Here is a 14,910-nt window from a genome sequence, read left to right as displayed (position 1 = left end):
GCCGGCATGTTACGCAGCGCGCCCCCTCACTCGGCAATGCGCAGCGCCCCGATGTTGCGTGCGATCTCCTCGAAGACCGCGATGATCTCGGCAGGCGTCTCCGCGATATAGGCAAGGCGGTGGCTCGAATCAGCGGGGTCGATCGAGGCGCAGTTGGTAAGGAGGTTGAGGCCCGCCTTGCTAATCGGCGCATCGCGCGTGGAAAAGGCGACCGTGTAGACGATGATGCCCTTTGCCTTGGCGTTATTGCAGGCCTCCAGCGTCTTGCTGTCCATGACGGTGGTGGCCTTGCTGGAGCTGGTCACGTTGTTCGCCAGCCGGTTGTTTGTGTAGTAGCCGAAGGGCGAATAGACAGACCTGTTCAGCGTGTTGCTGGCCGAGTTCCACACGTTGTCGCCATCCGTCATCAGGATGATGATCTTGCGGTTGTTCTCGGTGCCGTAGGGGCGGCCGTCGCCGAACGGCGTGTTCGGCGAGATCGTGCGCCAGCCCCACATGAAGCCCTCGAAGAGATTGGTGTTGCCGCCGGCGCTCATCTGATCAATGGCGCTGCGGATCGTCTGCGACGACCCCGTCAGGCGTGTGAGCGGACGGGCATCGCAGTTCCAGTTGGGGCCACGGGACGAGCTGGTGCTGCGCTTCGACGTGTCCTTGTTGATGCGGTACTTGCAGACCCGGCGCTGCGCCTCCGCCGCATCGGTCGGCTCCGGACCGGTGCAAGCACCTCCGTTATCGTCCAGATAGCTGTTCGAGAAGCCGCTGAAACTCTGCTGTTTGCATACCGTCGTCTTGTTGACGGTGTGGTTCTTGCTGTCCTGACACCCCGGCTCGTCCGGCGCAAACTGCGGCACGAAATAGCTGTTGCCGTCGTTCGAAGAAGCCGGCGTGTCCTTGACCCCGTGCTCACCGGGCCGCGTCTCGACGCAGCCGGCCCATTCGTAGGCCAGCTCCTCGAAAAGCGCGAAACGGGATTTCGGGTTCCAGGCGCCTGCCTTCGTGTCGAGCTTGATGTTCTCCCAATGGATCGACGACCTGGCATCAAGGTCCAGCCACGGGGCCGAGGCGGACGGGTTCTTCTTGTTGTAGTAGTCCTTCCCGACGTTGACCGAGAGGGTGAAGGGCACGACGGACATCTTCGTGCGCTCGGCAACGGCCGGGCTCGCGTACATGATGTCGACGAGCTTCTTGGCGGCGTCCTTGGTCGCCGCCAATTTCGTGCGCCCGCCCACGACATCGCCCATCGAGCCCGAGTTGTCCATCACGAGCGCGATCTCGAACGTGTCGTTGGAAATGACGGTTCGCGCATAGGCGCTGATCGGGATCGGCTCCTTGTTGAGCCGCCCGATGTTCATGACCACCGGCGGATAGGCGGCGGAGGTGTAGAGCTTCATCTCCGTGCGCGCGTTGCTGATCCAGATGTCGTCGATACGGGCCGTCGTGCCGCCCATCTTGACGAGGTCTGGCTCCATCATCGCGTCGAAATAGGTCTGCGCGATCGAGAGCAGCTCCGACTTCGATTTCTCTGCCGCGAGCGGGGCGATGGCCACGATCGTCGCGTCGGTCGCGCGCTGCAGCTTGGTGCGTAGCGTGGCGGCACGTGAGTAGTCGACCGCAACCCCCACGGCAAAGACGAGCGGCAGCAGGGCGAGCGCGAACCAGATGGCGATGTTGCCACCTTGGTCGGCGAAGAACCGGCGTGGCAGCAGACGGCGCTTGGACATCATCCCGGAACCTCGATGATCACGGGACGACCATGGCACACAGCCGTAAAGTGCTGGTTTCGCCCTGCCCCGATGTTTCGTCGAGCGCCTTAACCGGGCGCTAGCGATGTCTGCTCTGCCTCGGCTTGCAGCGGCTGCGCAGCAGCCGGGCGCCTGGAACCGGTTGACAGCGGGCGCGGGCCATGCCCGCTTCTCGTGCCCGGCATGAGGAAGGACCTGTCATGAACGCGCACGGTGCGCCGAGGATGGCCCGAACAGCGACCCTGACCTGGCGCGGCATCGTCGCCGGCGCGCGCGAGATCGCGCCGGTTGCCATCTTCGTCATCCCCTTCGGTATCGCCTTCGGCGCAGCTGCCATCGAGAAAGGCCTGTCGGCGGCACTTGCCGTCCTCATGAGCGCCTTCGTCTTCGCGGGCGCGTCCCAGTTCGCCGCGCTCGACCTGTGGTCCTCGCCCATGCCCTATCTGATGCTGGCGCTCACCGTCTTTGCGGTGAATGCCCGCCACATCCTGCTCGGCGCGGCCCTCGCCCCCTGGCTGCTGCACCTGCCGGTGGCCAAGCGTTATGCGGTCCTCAGCGTCTTGAGCGACCCCAACTGGGCGCAGGCCACCCGCGCCCTGCAGCGGGGCGAGACGGACGCCGGGCTCGTGCTGGGCAGCGGGCTGCTCATGTGGGTTGCGTGGATCCTCGCCACCGGCATCGGGGCGGTGCTCGGCTCCAACCTCGGCGATCTCACCCGCTTCGGCTTCGACGTGCTGATGATCTCGTTCTTCACCGCCGCCGTTGTCGGCCAGTGGCGCGGCCTGCCGGATCTCGTGCCGTGGCTGGTGGCGGCGGCCGTCGCGCTGGTGGGCGCGTCCGTGCTGCCCTTTGGCTGGCATGTCGTCGCCGGGGCGCTCGCCGGCGGCATCACGGGGGCGCTGAGGCATGGTTGACGGGACGACCGCCTTCCTCGCCATCGCCCTCATGGCGGCGGTCACTTTCCTCACGCGCATCGGCGGCGTCGTCATCATGAGCTTCGTGCCGATCACGCCGCGTATCGAGGCATTCCTGCGCCATCTCGCCGTGTCGGTCATCGTGGCGCTGGTCGTGCCTGCCGCCGTCAAGGGTGGGCCGACGGCGGTACTGGCGGTGGCGACGGCGGGGCTGGTGATGGTGCTCACACGGAGCGCCGTCGGCGCCATGCTGGCCGGCGTCGCCTGCGCTGCCCTGCTGAGGGCGCTGCCGATCCCCCTCCTCTAGGGCCGGTAGACCTCCACCGCGTCGCTCAGGCCATCGAGCTCGTAATGGCCGAGCCGCTGCGGATCGGCCCAGAGGTGCTCCACGAACGCACGCGTCATCAGCAGCGGCTCGCCGAGCTGGCGGTTGAGCTTGGCGACGCGGCTCGTCACGTTGACGTCCCGCCCGACCACGGTGAAGTCCAGCCGGTCGCCGGAGCCAACGTTGCCGTAGGCCGCCTCGCCGTGGTGCAGGGCGATGCCGGCGGCGAGCCTGATGCGGAACGCGCCGCTATCGTTGGCCAAGGCCAGGCGCGCGAGCCCCGACTGCGCGGCGTCGAGCGCCGACTGTGCGGCCGCGCCCGTGTCGTCGCCACGATCCCGGAAGATGGCGAGCAGACCATCGCCCATGTATTTCAGCACCTCGCCGCCCTCGCTCTCGATGGGCGGCACCAGGCAGTCGAAATAGGCGTTGAGCAGATCGACTGTCTCCTCCGGCGCAAGGCTGGAGGTGAGGCGCGTGTAGCCGCGCATGTCGGCGAACAGGATCGCCGAGCGGATGCGCGTCACCTCCCCGCGCCGCACGTCGCCCGACAGCACCCTCCTGTGGGGTTCGTCGCCGATGTAGGTCCGCAGCACATGGCCGAGCGTGGCGTAGCCGGCGGCGATCTCCATGACGGCGCCGATGGCCGGCATGAGCGCCTCGATCAGCGCCTGGTGCTCGGGCGAAAATCCGGCGGCGGACTTCGTCGCGAAGGCGATGCCGTTCGCGTCGCCGTTGGCGAAGAACACCGGGAAGCACAGATAGTGCGTGTAGCCGGCCTCCTTCAGCTCGGGCACGATGCCGTAACTGTCATCCGGCGTATTCGGCAGCCACAGCTGCAGCGGCCGGCGCGTCTGATGCACCGCGTAGAACGGGCTGCGCAGATAGCCACCGTGCGATTCCACCCGATAGGGAAACGCCTGCAGTGTGACGCCCGCGCCCTTGATCCAGGTGCGCGAGATGGCGGCGTGGCGCGAGTGCAGGGTCTTGACCGTGAGCGACACGCGGTCGATCGGCAGCCCCGCCGCGAGCATACGCTCGCACATGCCGGCGACGATGGGGCCGGAATCGCGCATCTGCCGCGCCTCGCTCAGCAGCCAGTCGCGCAGGGCCATGCTCGCCCTCAGGCCATCGGGGGAAAGACGGCCGGCGAGCTCATAGGCGCTGTCGCACTGGGGGCAGTCAAAATGCAGCGGCTTCGCACGGGCGGCGGCTTCGGCCTTCGCCACGGCGATCGGCGCGCCGTCGCCGGCAACGGCCGCCGCCTTGCCCTGCACGGCGCCGTCGCCCACGGCCGGTCCCGACGCATCCGCAAGCGGCGCCGCAAGAGACGGACGGGAGGAGATCTCTTCCGTGGTCATGGCCCAGTATATTGGGATCGGAGGGCGCCCGCGCCAAGGGGCCGCCGGTGAATTCCATCTCTGTTCAGGGCTCAGCAGGCAGCAGCGACCACGCGGCCAGGAAAGATCGCGCGGCCAAGAAAAAGGGCGGCCCGTCGGCCGCCCCTGTCGTCCCGGCTTTCCGGGAAGCTCAGTTGTCGAGGAAGCTGCGCAGCTTGCGGCTGCGCGAGGGGTGCTTGAGCTTGCGCAGCGCCTTGGCCTCGATCTGGCGGATGCGCTCGCGCGTCACCGAGAACTGCTGGCCAACCTCCTCGAGGGTATGGTCGGTGTTCATGCCGATGCCAAAGCGCATGCGCAGCACGCGCTCCTCGCGCGGGGTGAGCGAGGCGAGCACGCGCGTCGTCGTCTCGCGAAGGTTGGACTGGATCGCCGCGTCGATGGGCAGGACGGCGTTCTTGTCCTCGATGAAGTCGCCGAGGTGACTGTCCTCCTCGTCGCCGATGGGCGTCTCGAGCGACACCGGCTCCTTGGCGATCTTCAGCACCTTGCGCACCTTCTCGAGTGGCATGGCGAGCTTCTCGGCCAGCTCCTCCGGCGTCGGCTCGCGGCCGATCTCGTGCAGCATCTGCCGGCTGGTGCGGACGATCTTGTTGATCGTCTCGATCATGTGCACCGGGATGCGGATGGTGCGCGCCTGGTCCGCGATGGAGCGCGTGATGGCCTGCCGGATCCACCAGGTAGCGTAGGTCGAGAACTTGTAGCCGCGCCGGTACTCGAACTTGTCCACCGCCTTCATCAGGCCGATGTTGCCCTCCTGGATCAGGTCCAGGAACTGCAGGCCGCGGTTCGTGTACTTCTTGGCGATGGAGATGACGAGCCGCAGGTTCGCCTCGATCATCTCCTTCTTCGCCTGGCGCGCCTCACGCTCGCCCTTCTGCACCATCTGGACGATCTTGCGGAACTCGGGAATCTCGAGCCCCGTCTCGGAGGCGAGGTTCTGGATCTCCTGGCGGATGTCCTTGATGCGATCCTTCTCGTTGGCGACGAACTCACGCCAGCCGCGCGTGCCGAGCTTGGAGACGCGCAGCACCCACTTGGGGTCGAGCTCGGCGCCCTGGTGCTGGCGCAGGAATTCCTCGCGCGAGATGCCGTAGCTCTCGGCCAGGCGCATCAGCCGACCCTCGAGGCTGATCAGCCGCTTGTTGATGTCGTAGAGCTGCTCGACCAGCGCATCGATGCGGTTCTGGTTGAGCGACAGCGACTTCACGTCGACGATGATGTCGTCCTTGAGCTTCTTGTACTTGCGCTCCTGGGACGGCGACAGCTTGAGGTTCTGCAGGCGGTTCTCGATGTCCTGGTCCTGCAGGCGCCGCAGCTTCTTGTAGTTCTCGGCGATGCGGTCGAACGTCTCGAGGACGCGGGGCTTCAGCTCCGCCTCCATGGCCGACAGGGAGACGTTGTTCTCCATGTCGTCATCGTCCATGTCGCCCTCGGCCTCGCCGATCGCGCCATCGTCCTCGCGCGGCTCGCCGTCGTCGGCAACGCGCGGGGCACCCTTGCCCTCCGGATCGGCGTAGGTCGCCTCGAGGTCGATGATGTCGCGCAGGAGGACCTTGCCCTCCATCAGCTCGTCGCGCCAGATGATGATGGCCTGGAAAGTGAGCGGGCTTTCGCACAGGCCAGCGATCATGGCCTCGCGGCCGGCCTCGATGCGTTTGGCGATGGCGATCTCGCCCTCGCGCGAGAGAAGCTCCACGGAGCCCATCTCGCGCAGATACATGCGCACCGGATCGTCCGTGCGCTCGGCGGGCTCACTCTTCGTCTCGACCTTGGCCGGCAGGGCCGAGCGCGTCGCCTCGACGAGGTCGCCGCCCTCGACTTCCTCATCATCGTCGCCGCCCTCGGAATTGGCGTCGTCCACATCCTCGGACTCAATGACGTTGATACCCATCTCGTTGAGCTGGGCGAGCACGTCCTCGATCTGCTCGGACGTGAACTCCTCCGAGGGCAGAACCTCGTTCAACTCGTCATAGGTGACGTAGCCGCGCTTCTTGGCGAGCTTGATCATCCGCTTGACAGCGGCGTCGGTCAGGTCGAGCAGCGGGCTGTCGGTTTGCGTCTCCGCCGTTTCCTGCGTCTCGTCCCGTTCCGTCGTTTTCGTCGCCATATTTGACTGCTCCACTCGCCCCGGTCCATCGCTCCCGGCTGGCTCTCCGGCCACAACAGACGAAAAGGCAGCGCCGGCCTGTGCCGGGCCACCCAAATCACTCATCTGCCGATCAAGCCAAAGATCGTTTGCCTAACCGTTAACCATCTCCCGGCTTCACCTGTCGACCACAAGTTTCGTGGCCGGCGCATCTTGCCTACGGCCCGCATCATGAGCTACTTCCCGGTGCAGGGGGGCCGGCCTGAGTCCGGATCGCCTCCACCTCGGCCTCGGCGCCGTCGAGCGATGTTATCTGCGCCTGCAGTTCGCACAACAGCACGAGGTTGGCCTCGCTGTCGTCTTGCGCCAATGCGCGTTCGGCCGCCTTCAACTCGCTATGTAGCGAGCGGCGGCGCCTTTGCAAGATGATGGCCTGACGCAGCGCAGTCTCCACATCCGACAATTCGGCTTCCGATTCAAGTACCCAAGCGTCGCCGGGGCGCACTGCGCGGCGGAAGCGCTCCATCACGGGGCCAAGCCCGGCGCGCTCCAGCCGCGCGGCGATGACGGCGCCATCGCTGATCCCCTCCGCCGCCGCATCGACCAGCGCGGCCCTGAAGCGCTCTGCCTGGGCGTCAGCAAAATCGAGCGTGGCGATGGTCTCGCCATGCTCCTCCAGCAGGCGCGGATGGACGAGCAGCGTCATGAGGATCAAGGCCTCACGCGGGGAAACGGTCGGCTCGCTGGACGCGAACAGCGGATGGCGCGCAAGCAGCGGGCTCGCCTTCGGCATCGGGGCGACGGCGGCCGTGTGTGCGCCCGCGCCGCCCCGCCAGCCGCCCGCCGCGCGGCCATAGCCGCGCGCGCCGGCGCCCTCGCGCCCGCGCCAAGGCCTGCCGCGGCCGCCCGCGGCCACCGGCACGGCACCGGCAGGGGCGAGCTCCCCGAGGCGCGCCATCAATTCTGCGCGATAGTGCCGGCGAAGCACCTCGTCGCGGATCTGGCCGAGCACCTCGCCGATGCGCCGCTCCAGCGCCGCACGCCGCTCCGGCGTGTCGAACGGTCCGGCCTCCAGCTCCCGCGCCCACAGCATGTCGGAGAGCGGCCGCGCCTGCGCCAGCACAGCCTCCATCGCCGCCGGCCCGCGGCTGCGCACGAGGTCATCCGGATCCTGCCCCTCGGGCAGCAGTGCAAAGCGCAGCGATTTGCCGGGCTGCAGCACGGGCAGCGCCACGTCGATGGCGCGGAAGGCGGCACGCTGTCCGGCCTTGTCGCCGTCGAAGCACAGGATCGGCTCGTCAGCCATGCGCCACAAAAGGCCGAGCTGCTCCTCTGTCAGTGCCGTGCCGAGCGGCGCGACCGCGTGATGGATGCCCGCCGCGCTGAGGGAGATGACGTCGACGTAGCCCTCGACGGCGATGACCGTCCCCCTCTCGTGCGCCGCCTTGCGGGCGTGATGGTGGTTGTAGAGCAGCCGCCCCTTGTGGAAGAGCGGCGTCTCGGGCGAGTTGAGGTATTTTGCCGGCACGTCGGCGCTCATCGCCCGTCCGCCGAAGGCGACCACGCGCCCCCGCATGTCGGCAATGGGAAACATCACCCGGTCGCGGAAACGATCATAGGGGACGGCGACGTCCTCGCCCGTCACGAGCAGCCCCGCCTCGATCATCATCTCGGCCGGCACGCCCTTGCCGGCGAGGTGATCGCGCAGCGCGAAGCGGTCGGCCGGCGCATAGCCGATGCGGAAGCGCCGCTGGATTTCCGGCCCGAGGCCGCGGCCGGCGAGATAGTCCCGCGCCTTCGCCCCTTCGGGCCCGGCGAGCATCGCCTCGAAGAAGGCGGCGGCAAGTTCCAGCACATCGTGCAGGCTCTTGCGCTTCTCCTCCTGGGCCGCCGCCTCGCGCGAGGCCTTAGGCAGCGTCACCCCTGCCTCGGCCGCGAGCCGCTCCACCGCCTCGGGAAAGGAAAGCCCCTCTACCTCCATCAGGAAGGTGAAGATGTCGCCGTGCTTGCCGGAGGAGAAGCAGTGATAGAAGCCCTTCTGGTCGTTGACGTAGAAGGACGGGGTCTTCTCCGGGTTGAAGGGCGACAGGCCCTTCCACTCCCGTCCCGCCTTGATGAGCCGCACGCGCTTGCCCACCACCGCCGACACCGGCAGCCGCGCCCTGATCTCGTCGAGGATGGAAGGCGGAAAGCGCAACCCGCTTGTCTCCTGCAAATGCCGCCCGGCGCCTCATTCTAGCGTGGCCGGCGCGCTTGTCGCGTGCAGCCGGCGCACAACTGACTGTCCACACCGGAGCGCAGGCAGGTCCGCCCGCCAGCTGCTTTTCGGCAACGCCTTCGGCGCGTTATCCACTGAACTCACAGGCGCCGGAAAAAACCGGCCACCGCGGGGTCAGCCGGCGAGCTTGGCCTTCACCATGGCGCTCGCCTTGGCGAAATCCATGCGACCGGCATATTTCGCCTTCAGCGCGCCGATGACCTTGCCCATGTCCTTGATGCCGGCAGCGCCCGTCTCGGCAATGGCGGCGTCGATGGCCGCGCCGACCTCCGCCTCGTCCATCTGCTGCGGCAGGAAGGAGGCAATGACGGCGATCTCGGCCCTCTCCTGCTCCGCCAGCTCCGGCCGCCCGCCCTTCTCGTAGATCTCGGCCGACTCCTGGCGCTGCTTGATCATCTTCTGCAGCATGGCGAGGATCTCCTCCTCGCTCGCCTCGGTCCGGCCGGCGCCGCGCGCCTCGATGTCCTTCTCCTTCAGCGCGGCCTGGATGAGCCGCACGGTCGCGAGCCGTGGCTTGTCGCCCGCCCGCATGGCTTCCTTCATGGCCTCTGTGAAGCGTGCGCGCATGACGATCCTCTCTTGGTTGTGACATCCATCACGACAAGTACATTGACGCCGGCGCCCGCGCTTCTTAGGTTCCGCCGCCAGTGGCGCGGACGGTCGCAGGCGGCCGGCCCGATTTTTCATGGCCGGACGTGATGGCGTCGGCCGAGGGCTTAAACTGATCATGGCGATGCTGCAAGACGACGCAATGGCGGGCGGTTGGGAAGAGCCGCGCGCGACCGCTGTCCTCGTCCTGGCGGACGGCACCGTGCTCGAGGGCTTCGGCCTCGGGGCGATCGGGGAATCGACCGGCGAGGTCTGTTTCAACACCGCGATGACGGGCTACGAGGAGATTCTCACGGATCCCTCCTACGCCGGGCAGATCATCACCTTCACCTTTCCCCACATCGGCAATGTCGGCGTCAACGACGAGGATATCGAGACGGTCAACATGGCCGGCTCGGCCGAGGTGCGCGGCATCGTCGTCCACGCCGACGTGACAGAGCCCTCGAACTGGCGCGCTACACGCCACCTCGACGCCTGGCTCAAGGCACGCGGCATCGTCGGCCTGTCCGGCATCGACACCAGGGCGCTCACCGCCCTCATCCGCGAGAAGGGCATGCCCAATGCCGTCATCGCGCACGATCCCACCGGCAACTTCGACATCGAGCGCCTGAAGAAGCGCGCCGCCGAGGTCCCCTCCATGGACGGGCTCGACCTCGTGCCCCTCGTCGGCACCACGCAGCGATACGAGTGGGACGAGACCACCTGGACGCTCGGCAAGGGCTACGGCCGGCGTGAGGGCGAGGCGAGGCACCACGTCGTCGCCATCGACTACGGCGTCAAGCGCAACATCCTGCGCCTGCTTGCGGCGCGCGGCTGCAAGGTCACGGTGGTGCCGGCGACGGCGACCGCCGAGGAGGTGCTCGCCCTTTCGCCCGACGGCGTCTTCCTCTCCAACGGTCCGGGCGACCCGGCCGCCACCGGCGAATATGCCGTGCCGCTGATCCGCGCCCTGCTCGACCGCAAGGTGCCGACCTTCGGCATCTGCCTCGGCCACCAGATGCTCGGTCTCGCGGTGGGAGCGAAGACCGTCAAGATGCACCAGGGCCATCACGGCGCGAACCACCCGGTCAAAGACTACACCACCGGCAAGGTGGAGATCGTGTCCATGAACCACGGCTTCGCCATCGACCGCGACAGCCTGCCAGACAATGTGGAGGAGACGCACGTCTCGCTCTTCGACGGCTCCAACTGCGGCATCGCGCTGAAGGACCGCCCGGCCTTCTCTGTGCAGCACCACCCGGAAGCCTCGCCCGGCCCGCAGGACAGCCACTATCTCTTCGACCGTTTCGTCGAGATGATGGACAAGCACAAGGCCGCAGCCCGGCAGGGCTGAGGCACAGCGCCGGACCGGGGCAGGCCCGGCCCTTCCTGTCGCGTCAACGCTCGGGAACACGGCACGCGGCCTGCCCTGCTCCGCGGCCGACCGGACGCGCGACCGGGCCGGACCGGCCGCGCAGGCGCACCGCCCTTTCCACATCGGTGATTCTCGTCTAAGAGGGCCGGAACGTGGACGGAGCAGGACCCCGCCACGCTGCACACGGGGACGCGCTCCGGCTCTCATGGAAGGCCGACGGCGCGGCCTTTTTTTATGTGCCCGGCCGTGCCGCGCCGGGTGCCCAGATACGACGAAGACGCGAGCGACACGCATGCCCAAACGCACCGACATCGCCTCGATCCTCATCATCGGCGCCGGGCCGATCGTCATCGGACAGGCGTGCGAGTTCGACTATTCGGGCACCCAAGCCTGCAAGGCGCTCAAGGCGGAAGGCTATCGCATCATCCTCGTCAACTCGAACCCGGCGACGATCATGACCGATCCCGATCTCGCCGACGCGACCTATGTCGAGCCAATCACGCCCGAGATCGTCGCCAAGATCATCGAGAAGGAGCGCCCGGACGCGCTGCTGCCGACCATGGGCGGCCAGACGGCGCTCAACTGCGCCCTTGCGCTGAAGAAGATGGGCGTGCTCGAGAAGTTCGGCGTCGAGATGATCGGCGCCACAGCCGAGGCCATCGACAAGGCGGAGGACCGCGAGCTCTTCCGCGAGGCGATGACGCGCATCGGCCTCGAGACGCCCAAGTCGCACCACGTCGACAACCTGGCCGACGCGCTCAAGGCGCTCGACGACATCGGCCTGCCGGCCATCATCCGCCCCTCCTTCACCCTCGGCGGCTCGGGCGGCGGCATCGCCTACAACAAGGAAGAGTTCATCGACATCGTCGAGCGCGGCCTCGACGCCTCGCCCACCAACCAGGTGCTGATCGAGGAGAGCGTGCTCGGCTGGAAGGAGTACGAGATGGAGGTCGTCCGCGACAAGGCGGACAACTGCATCATCGTCTGCTCCATCGAGAACATCGACCCGATGGGCGTGCATACGGGCGATTCCATCACGGTGGCGCCGGCCCTGACGCTGACCGACAAGGAATACCAGATCATGCGGGACGCCTCGATCGCTGTCCTGCGCGAGATCGGCGTCGAGACGGGCGGCTCGAACGTGCAGTTCGCGGTCAACCCGGCCAACGGACGCATGATCGTCATCGAGATGAACCCGCGCGTCTCGCGCTCGTCAGCGCTGGCGTCGAAGGCCACGGGCTTCCCCATCGCCAAGGTCGCGGCCAAGCTCGCCGTCGGCTACACGCTCGACGAGATCGCCAACGACATCACGGGCGGGGCGACACCCGCCTCCTTCGAGCCCACCATCGACTACGTCGTCACCAAGATACCGCGCTTCGCCTTCGAGAAATTCCCGGGCGCCGAGCCGGTGCTGACGACCTCCATGAAGTCTGTCGGCGAGGCCATGGCCATCGGCCGCACCTTCCAGGAAAGCCTGCAGAAGGCGCTGCGTTCTCTTGAGACGGGCCTCACCGGCCTCGACGAGATCGAAATCCCCGGCCTTGGCCAGGGCGATGACAAGAACGCGATCAAGGCCGCCCTCGGCACGCCCACGCCCGAGCGTCTGCTCAAGGTCGCCCAGGCACTCCGGCTCGGCGTCGATCCCCAGCAGATCCACGAGACGTGCAAGATTGATCCGTGGTTCATTGCCCAGCTGCAGGGCATCGTCGAGACCGAGGCCAAGGTCCGCAAGTTCGGCCTGCCGACGACGCCCGGGGCCTTCCGCCAGCTCAAGGCCATGGGCTTCTCGGACGCACGCCTCGCCGTGCTGGCGGGCAAGAGCGAGGAGGAGGTGAAGACGCTGCGCCGCTCGCTCGGCGTGCGCCCGGTCTACAAGCGCATCGATACCTGCGCGGCCGAGTTCGCCTCGCCCACCGCCTACATGTACTCGACCTACGCCGCGCCCTTCGCCGGTGCCCCGGCGGACGAGGCCCGGCCCTCGGACGCGAAGAAGGTCATCATCCTCGGCGGCGGGCCGAACCGCATCGGCCAGGGCATCGAGTTCGACTACTGCTGCTGCCACGCGTGCTTCGCCCTCAACGAGGCGGGCTACGAGACCATCATGGTCAACTGCAACCCGGAGACGGTCTCGACCGACTACGACACCTCCGACCGGCTCTATTTCGAGCCGCTGACGGCGGAGGACGTGCTCGAGATCATCGAGACCGAGCAGCAGAACGGCACGCTGCACGGTGTCATCGTGCAGTTCGGCGGGCAGACGCCCCTGAAGCTCGCCCGCGCGCTGGAGGAGAACAAGGTGCCGATCCTCGGCACCTCGCCCGACGCCATCGACCTCGCCGAGGACCGCGACCGCTTCAAGCGGCTGCTCGACCGGCTCGGCCTCAAGCAGCCGAAGAACGGCATCGCCTATTCTGTCGAGCAGGCCCGGCTTGTGGCCGCCGAGGTGGGCCTGCCGCTCGTCGTGCGCCCGTCCTACGTGCTCGGCGGGCGGGCGATGGCCATCATCCGAGACGAGGACACGTTCGGCGACTACCTGCTCGGCACGCTGCCGGCGCTGGTGCCGCACGACATCAAGGCCCGCTACCCCAATGACAAGACGGGCCAGATCAACACCCTGCTCGGCAAGAACCCGCTGCTCTTCGACCGCTACCTCTCCGACGCCATCGAGGTGGATGTCGACTGCCTCGCCGACGGCAAGGACGTGTTCATCGCCGGCATCATGGAGCACATCGAGGAGGCGGGCATTCACTCCGGCGATTCTGCCTGCTCGCTGCCGCCGCGCTCTCTGTCGGCGGAAACGATTGCGGAACTCGAACGCCAGACGAAGGCGCTCGCGCTCGCGCTCGACGTCGGCGGCCTCATGAACGTCCAGTACGCCATCAAGGACGGCGACATCTACGTGCTCGAGGTCAACCCGCGCGCCTCGCGTACGGTCCCCTTCGTTGCCAAGGTCATCGGTGAGCCCATCGCCAAGATCGCGGCCCGCATCATGGCCGGCGAGAAGCTGGCCGACTTTGGCCTGAAGCCGAAGCAGCTGTCGCATATCGGCGTGAAGGAGGCGGTGTTCCCCTTCGCACGCTTCCCGGGCGTGGACGTCGTGCTCGGCCCGGAGATGCGCTCCACCGGCGAGGTCATCGGCCTCGACAGCTCCTTCGGCGTGGCCTTCGCCAAGAGCCAGCTCGGCGGCGGCACCAAGGTGCCCAAGGAGGGCACGGTCTTCGTCTCCGTGCGCGATGCGGACAAGGAGCGCATCCTGCCGGTGGTGAGGACCCTGGCCGAGCTTGGCTTCTCGGTGGTAGCCACGAGCGGCACCCAGCGCTTCCTCGCCGAAAACGGCGTGGCAGCCGAGCGCATCAACAAGGTACTCGAGGGGCGGCCTAACGTGGTCGATGCCATCAAGAACGGCTCGATCCACCTCGTTTTCAACACGACGGAAGGGGCCCAGGCGCTGCACGACTCGCGCGAACTGCGCCGCGCGGCCCTCTTGCATAAGGTCCCCTATTACACCACTCTTGCAGGTGCGGCCGCCGCTGCCGAGGGCATCAAGGCCTATCTCGCCGGCGACCTCAAGGTGCGAGCGTTGCAGGAGTATTGGCCGACCAGCTCGAAGAGCGCCTAGGAGACGCAGGCCGCAACACGTCGAGTTTCATCACGCGTCACGGGGTCCGGACTCCGGCCCCGGGCGGTGTCTTTGTTGTGAGAGAACGTACGCGATGGAAAAGATCCCGATGACCCCCTCTGGCTATGCGGCCCTTGAAGCGGAGCTCAGGCGCCGCCAGCAGGAGGAGCGTCCGCGCATCATCCAGGCGATCGCAGAGGCGCGTGCGCTCGGCGATCTGTCGGAGAACGCGGAGTACCACGCCGCCAAGGAAGCGCAGAGCCTCAACGAGGGCCGAATCCAGGAGCTGGAGAGCATCCTGTCCCGCGCCGACGTGATCGATCTCAGCAAGCTCAACGGCAAGACGGTGAAGTTCGGCGCCACCGTGACCCTCGTCGACGAGGACACGGAGGAGGAGAAGGTCTACCAGATCGTCGGGGAGCCCGAGGCCGACGTCCATTCCGGCCGGGTCTCCATCACCTCGCCCATCGCCCGCGCCCTCATCGGCAAGTCCGTCGGCGACAGCGTCGAGGTGGTGACTCCGGGCGGCGGAAAGTCGTACGAGATCATCAACGTCACCTTCGGCTGATCCGCCTTCCGGAGT

The 14,910-nt window shown here is 67.2% G+C and carries 10 protein-coding genes; 5 read left to right on the top strand and 5 right to left on the bottom strand.

Features of this window, described 5'->3' with window-relative positions; translation table 11 throughout:
• Positions 1–26: 26 nt before the first annotated feature.
• A complete protein-coding gene (locus HNQ73_RS08360; RefSeq protein WP_183334132.1) occupies positions 27–1,724 on the bottom strand; it encodes a TadE/TadG family type IV pilus assembly protein in 1,698 nt (565 codons plus the stop codon).
• A 242-nt stretch (positions 1,725–1,966) separates the two neighbouring features.
• Between HNQ73_RS08360 and HNQ73_RS08355 the strand changes: the two genes are divergently transcribed.
• Together HNQ73_RS08355 and HNQ73_RS08350 are read left to right on the top strand one after the other, a co-directional pair.
• Complete coding sequence (locus HNQ73_RS08355) at positions 1,967–2,656, top strand: AzlC family ABC transporter permease (protein ID WP_244649959.1); 690 nt, start codon at positions 1,967–1,969, stop codon at positions 2,654–2,656.
• Complete coding sequence (locus tag HNQ73_RS08350; RefSeq protein ID WP_183334128.1) at positions 2,649–2,963, top strand: AzlD family protein; 315 nt, start codon at positions 2,649–2,651, stop codon at positions 2,961–2,963. Before HNQ73_RS08355 ends, HNQ73_RS08350 begins: the two co-directional genes overlap by 8 nt.
• Here HNQ73_RS08350 and HNQ73_RS08345 read toward each other — a convergent pair.
• The 4 genes from HNQ73_RS08345 to HNQ73_RS08330 all read right to left on the bottom strand — a co-directional run bounded on the left by HNQ73_RS08345 (position 2,960) and on the right by HNQ73_RS08330 (position 9,312).
• Complete coding sequence (locus HNQ73_RS08345; protein ID WP_183334126.1) at positions 2,960–4,342, bottom strand: adenylate/guanylate cyclase domain-containing protein; 1,383 nt, start codon at positions 4,340–4,342, stop codon at positions 2,960–2,962. The two genes, HNQ73_RS08350 and HNQ73_RS08345, sit on opposite strands and share 4 nt — an antisense overlap.
• Positions 4,343–4,511: 169 nt before the next feature.
• Positions 4,512–6,488 carry an RNA polymerase sigma factor RpoD gene (rpoD, locus tag HNQ73_RS08340; protein WP_183334124.1) on the bottom strand — a complete coding sequence of 659 codons (1,977 nt, stop codon included), beginning with the start codon at positions 6,486–6,488 and terminating at the stop codon, positions 4,512–4,514.
• A gap of 208 nt (positions 6,489–6,696) precedes the next feature.
• Positions 6,697–8,664, bottom strand: coding sequence for a DNA primase (dnaG, locus tag HNQ73_RS08335; protein ID WP_183334122.1), 1,968 nt, complete (start codon positions 8,662–8,664; stop codon positions 6,697–6,699).
• A 195-nt stretch (positions 8,665–8,859) separates the two neighbouring features.
• Positions 8,860–9,312 (bottom strand): GatB/YqeY domain-containing protein, encoded by a 453-nt coding sequence (locus tag HNQ73_RS08330; protein ID WP_183334120.1) that lies wholly within the window; start codon positions 9,310–9,312, stop codon positions 8,860–8,862.
• A 166-nt stretch (positions 9,313–9,478) separates the two neighbouring features.
• Here HNQ73_RS08330 and carA point away from each other — a divergent pair, with 166 nt between their 5' ends.
• From carA to greA, 3 genes are all read left to right on the top strand, one after another.
• Positions 9,479–10,687, top strand: coding sequence for a glutamine-hydrolyzing carbamoyl-phosphate synthase small subunit (gene carA / locus HNQ73_RS08325; protein WP_183334336.1), 1,209 nt, complete (start codon positions 9,479–9,481; stop codon positions 10,685–10,687).
• Between the two features lie 313 nt (positions 10,688–11,000).
• Positions 11,001–14,327, top strand: a complete 3,327-nt coding sequence (gene carB, locus HNQ73_RS08320) for a carbamoyl-phosphate synthase large subunit (RefSeq protein ID WP_183334118.1) — start codon at positions 11,001–11,003, stop codon at positions 14,325–14,327.
• A gap of 94 nt (positions 14,328–14,421) precedes the next feature.
• Entirely contained in the window at positions 14,422–14,895 is a 474-nt protein-coding gene (gene greA / locus HNQ73_RS08315) for a transcription elongation factor GreA (protein ID WP_183334110.1), read from the top strand.
• Positions 14,896–14,910: the final 15 nt, after the last annotated feature.

The organism is Chelatococcus composti (genome assembly GCF_014201415.1).
In the GTDB taxonomy this organism is placed as follows: Bacteria; Pseudomonadota; Alphaproteobacteria; order Rhizobiales; family Beijerinckiaceae; genus Chelatococcus_A; species Chelatococcus_A composti.
This window is presented reverse-complemented; position numbering and strand designations above follow the sequence as displayed.

What these genes read in the sequence shown, in the direction of transcription:
- HNQ73_RS08355 (WP_244649959.1), top strand. Translation starts at nt 1,967, where the DNA reads ATGGCCCGAACAGCGACCCTGACCTGGCGCGGCATCGTCGCCGGCGCG.
- carA (WP_183334336.1), top strand. Translation starts at nt 9,479, where the DNA reads ATGCTGCAAGACGACGCAATGGCGGGCGGTTGGGAAGAGCCGCGCGCG.
- HNQ73_RS08350 (WP_183334128.1), top strand. Translation starts at nt 2,649, where the DNA reads ATGGTTGACGGGACGACCGCCTTCCTCGCCATCGCCCTCATGGCGGCG.
- HNQ73_RS08360 (WP_183334132.1), bottom strand. Translation starts at nt 1,724, where the DNA reads ATGATGTCCAAGCGCCGTCTGCTGCCACGCCGGTTCTTCGCCGACCAA.
- carB (WP_183334118.1), top strand. Translation starts at nt 11,001, where the DNA reads ATGCCCAAACGCACCGACATCGCCTCGATCCTCATCATCGGCGCCGGG.
- HNQ73_RS08330 (WP_183334120.1), bottom strand. Translation starts at nt 9,312, where the DNA reads ATGCGCGCACGCTTCACAGAGGCCATGAAGGAAGCCATGCGGGCGGGC.
- HNQ73_RS08345 (WP_183334126.1), bottom strand. Translation starts at nt 4,342, where the DNA reads ATGACCACGGAAGAGATCTCCTCCCGTCCGTCTCTTGCGGCGCCGCTT.
- rpoD (WP_183334124.1), bottom strand. Translation starts at nt 6,488, where the DNA reads ATGGCGACGAAAACGACGGAACGGGACGAGACGCAGGAAACGGCGGAG.
- greA (WP_183334110.1), top strand. Translation starts at nt 14,422, where the DNA reads ATGGAAAAGATCCCGATGACCCCCTCTGGCTATGCGGCCCTTGAAGCG.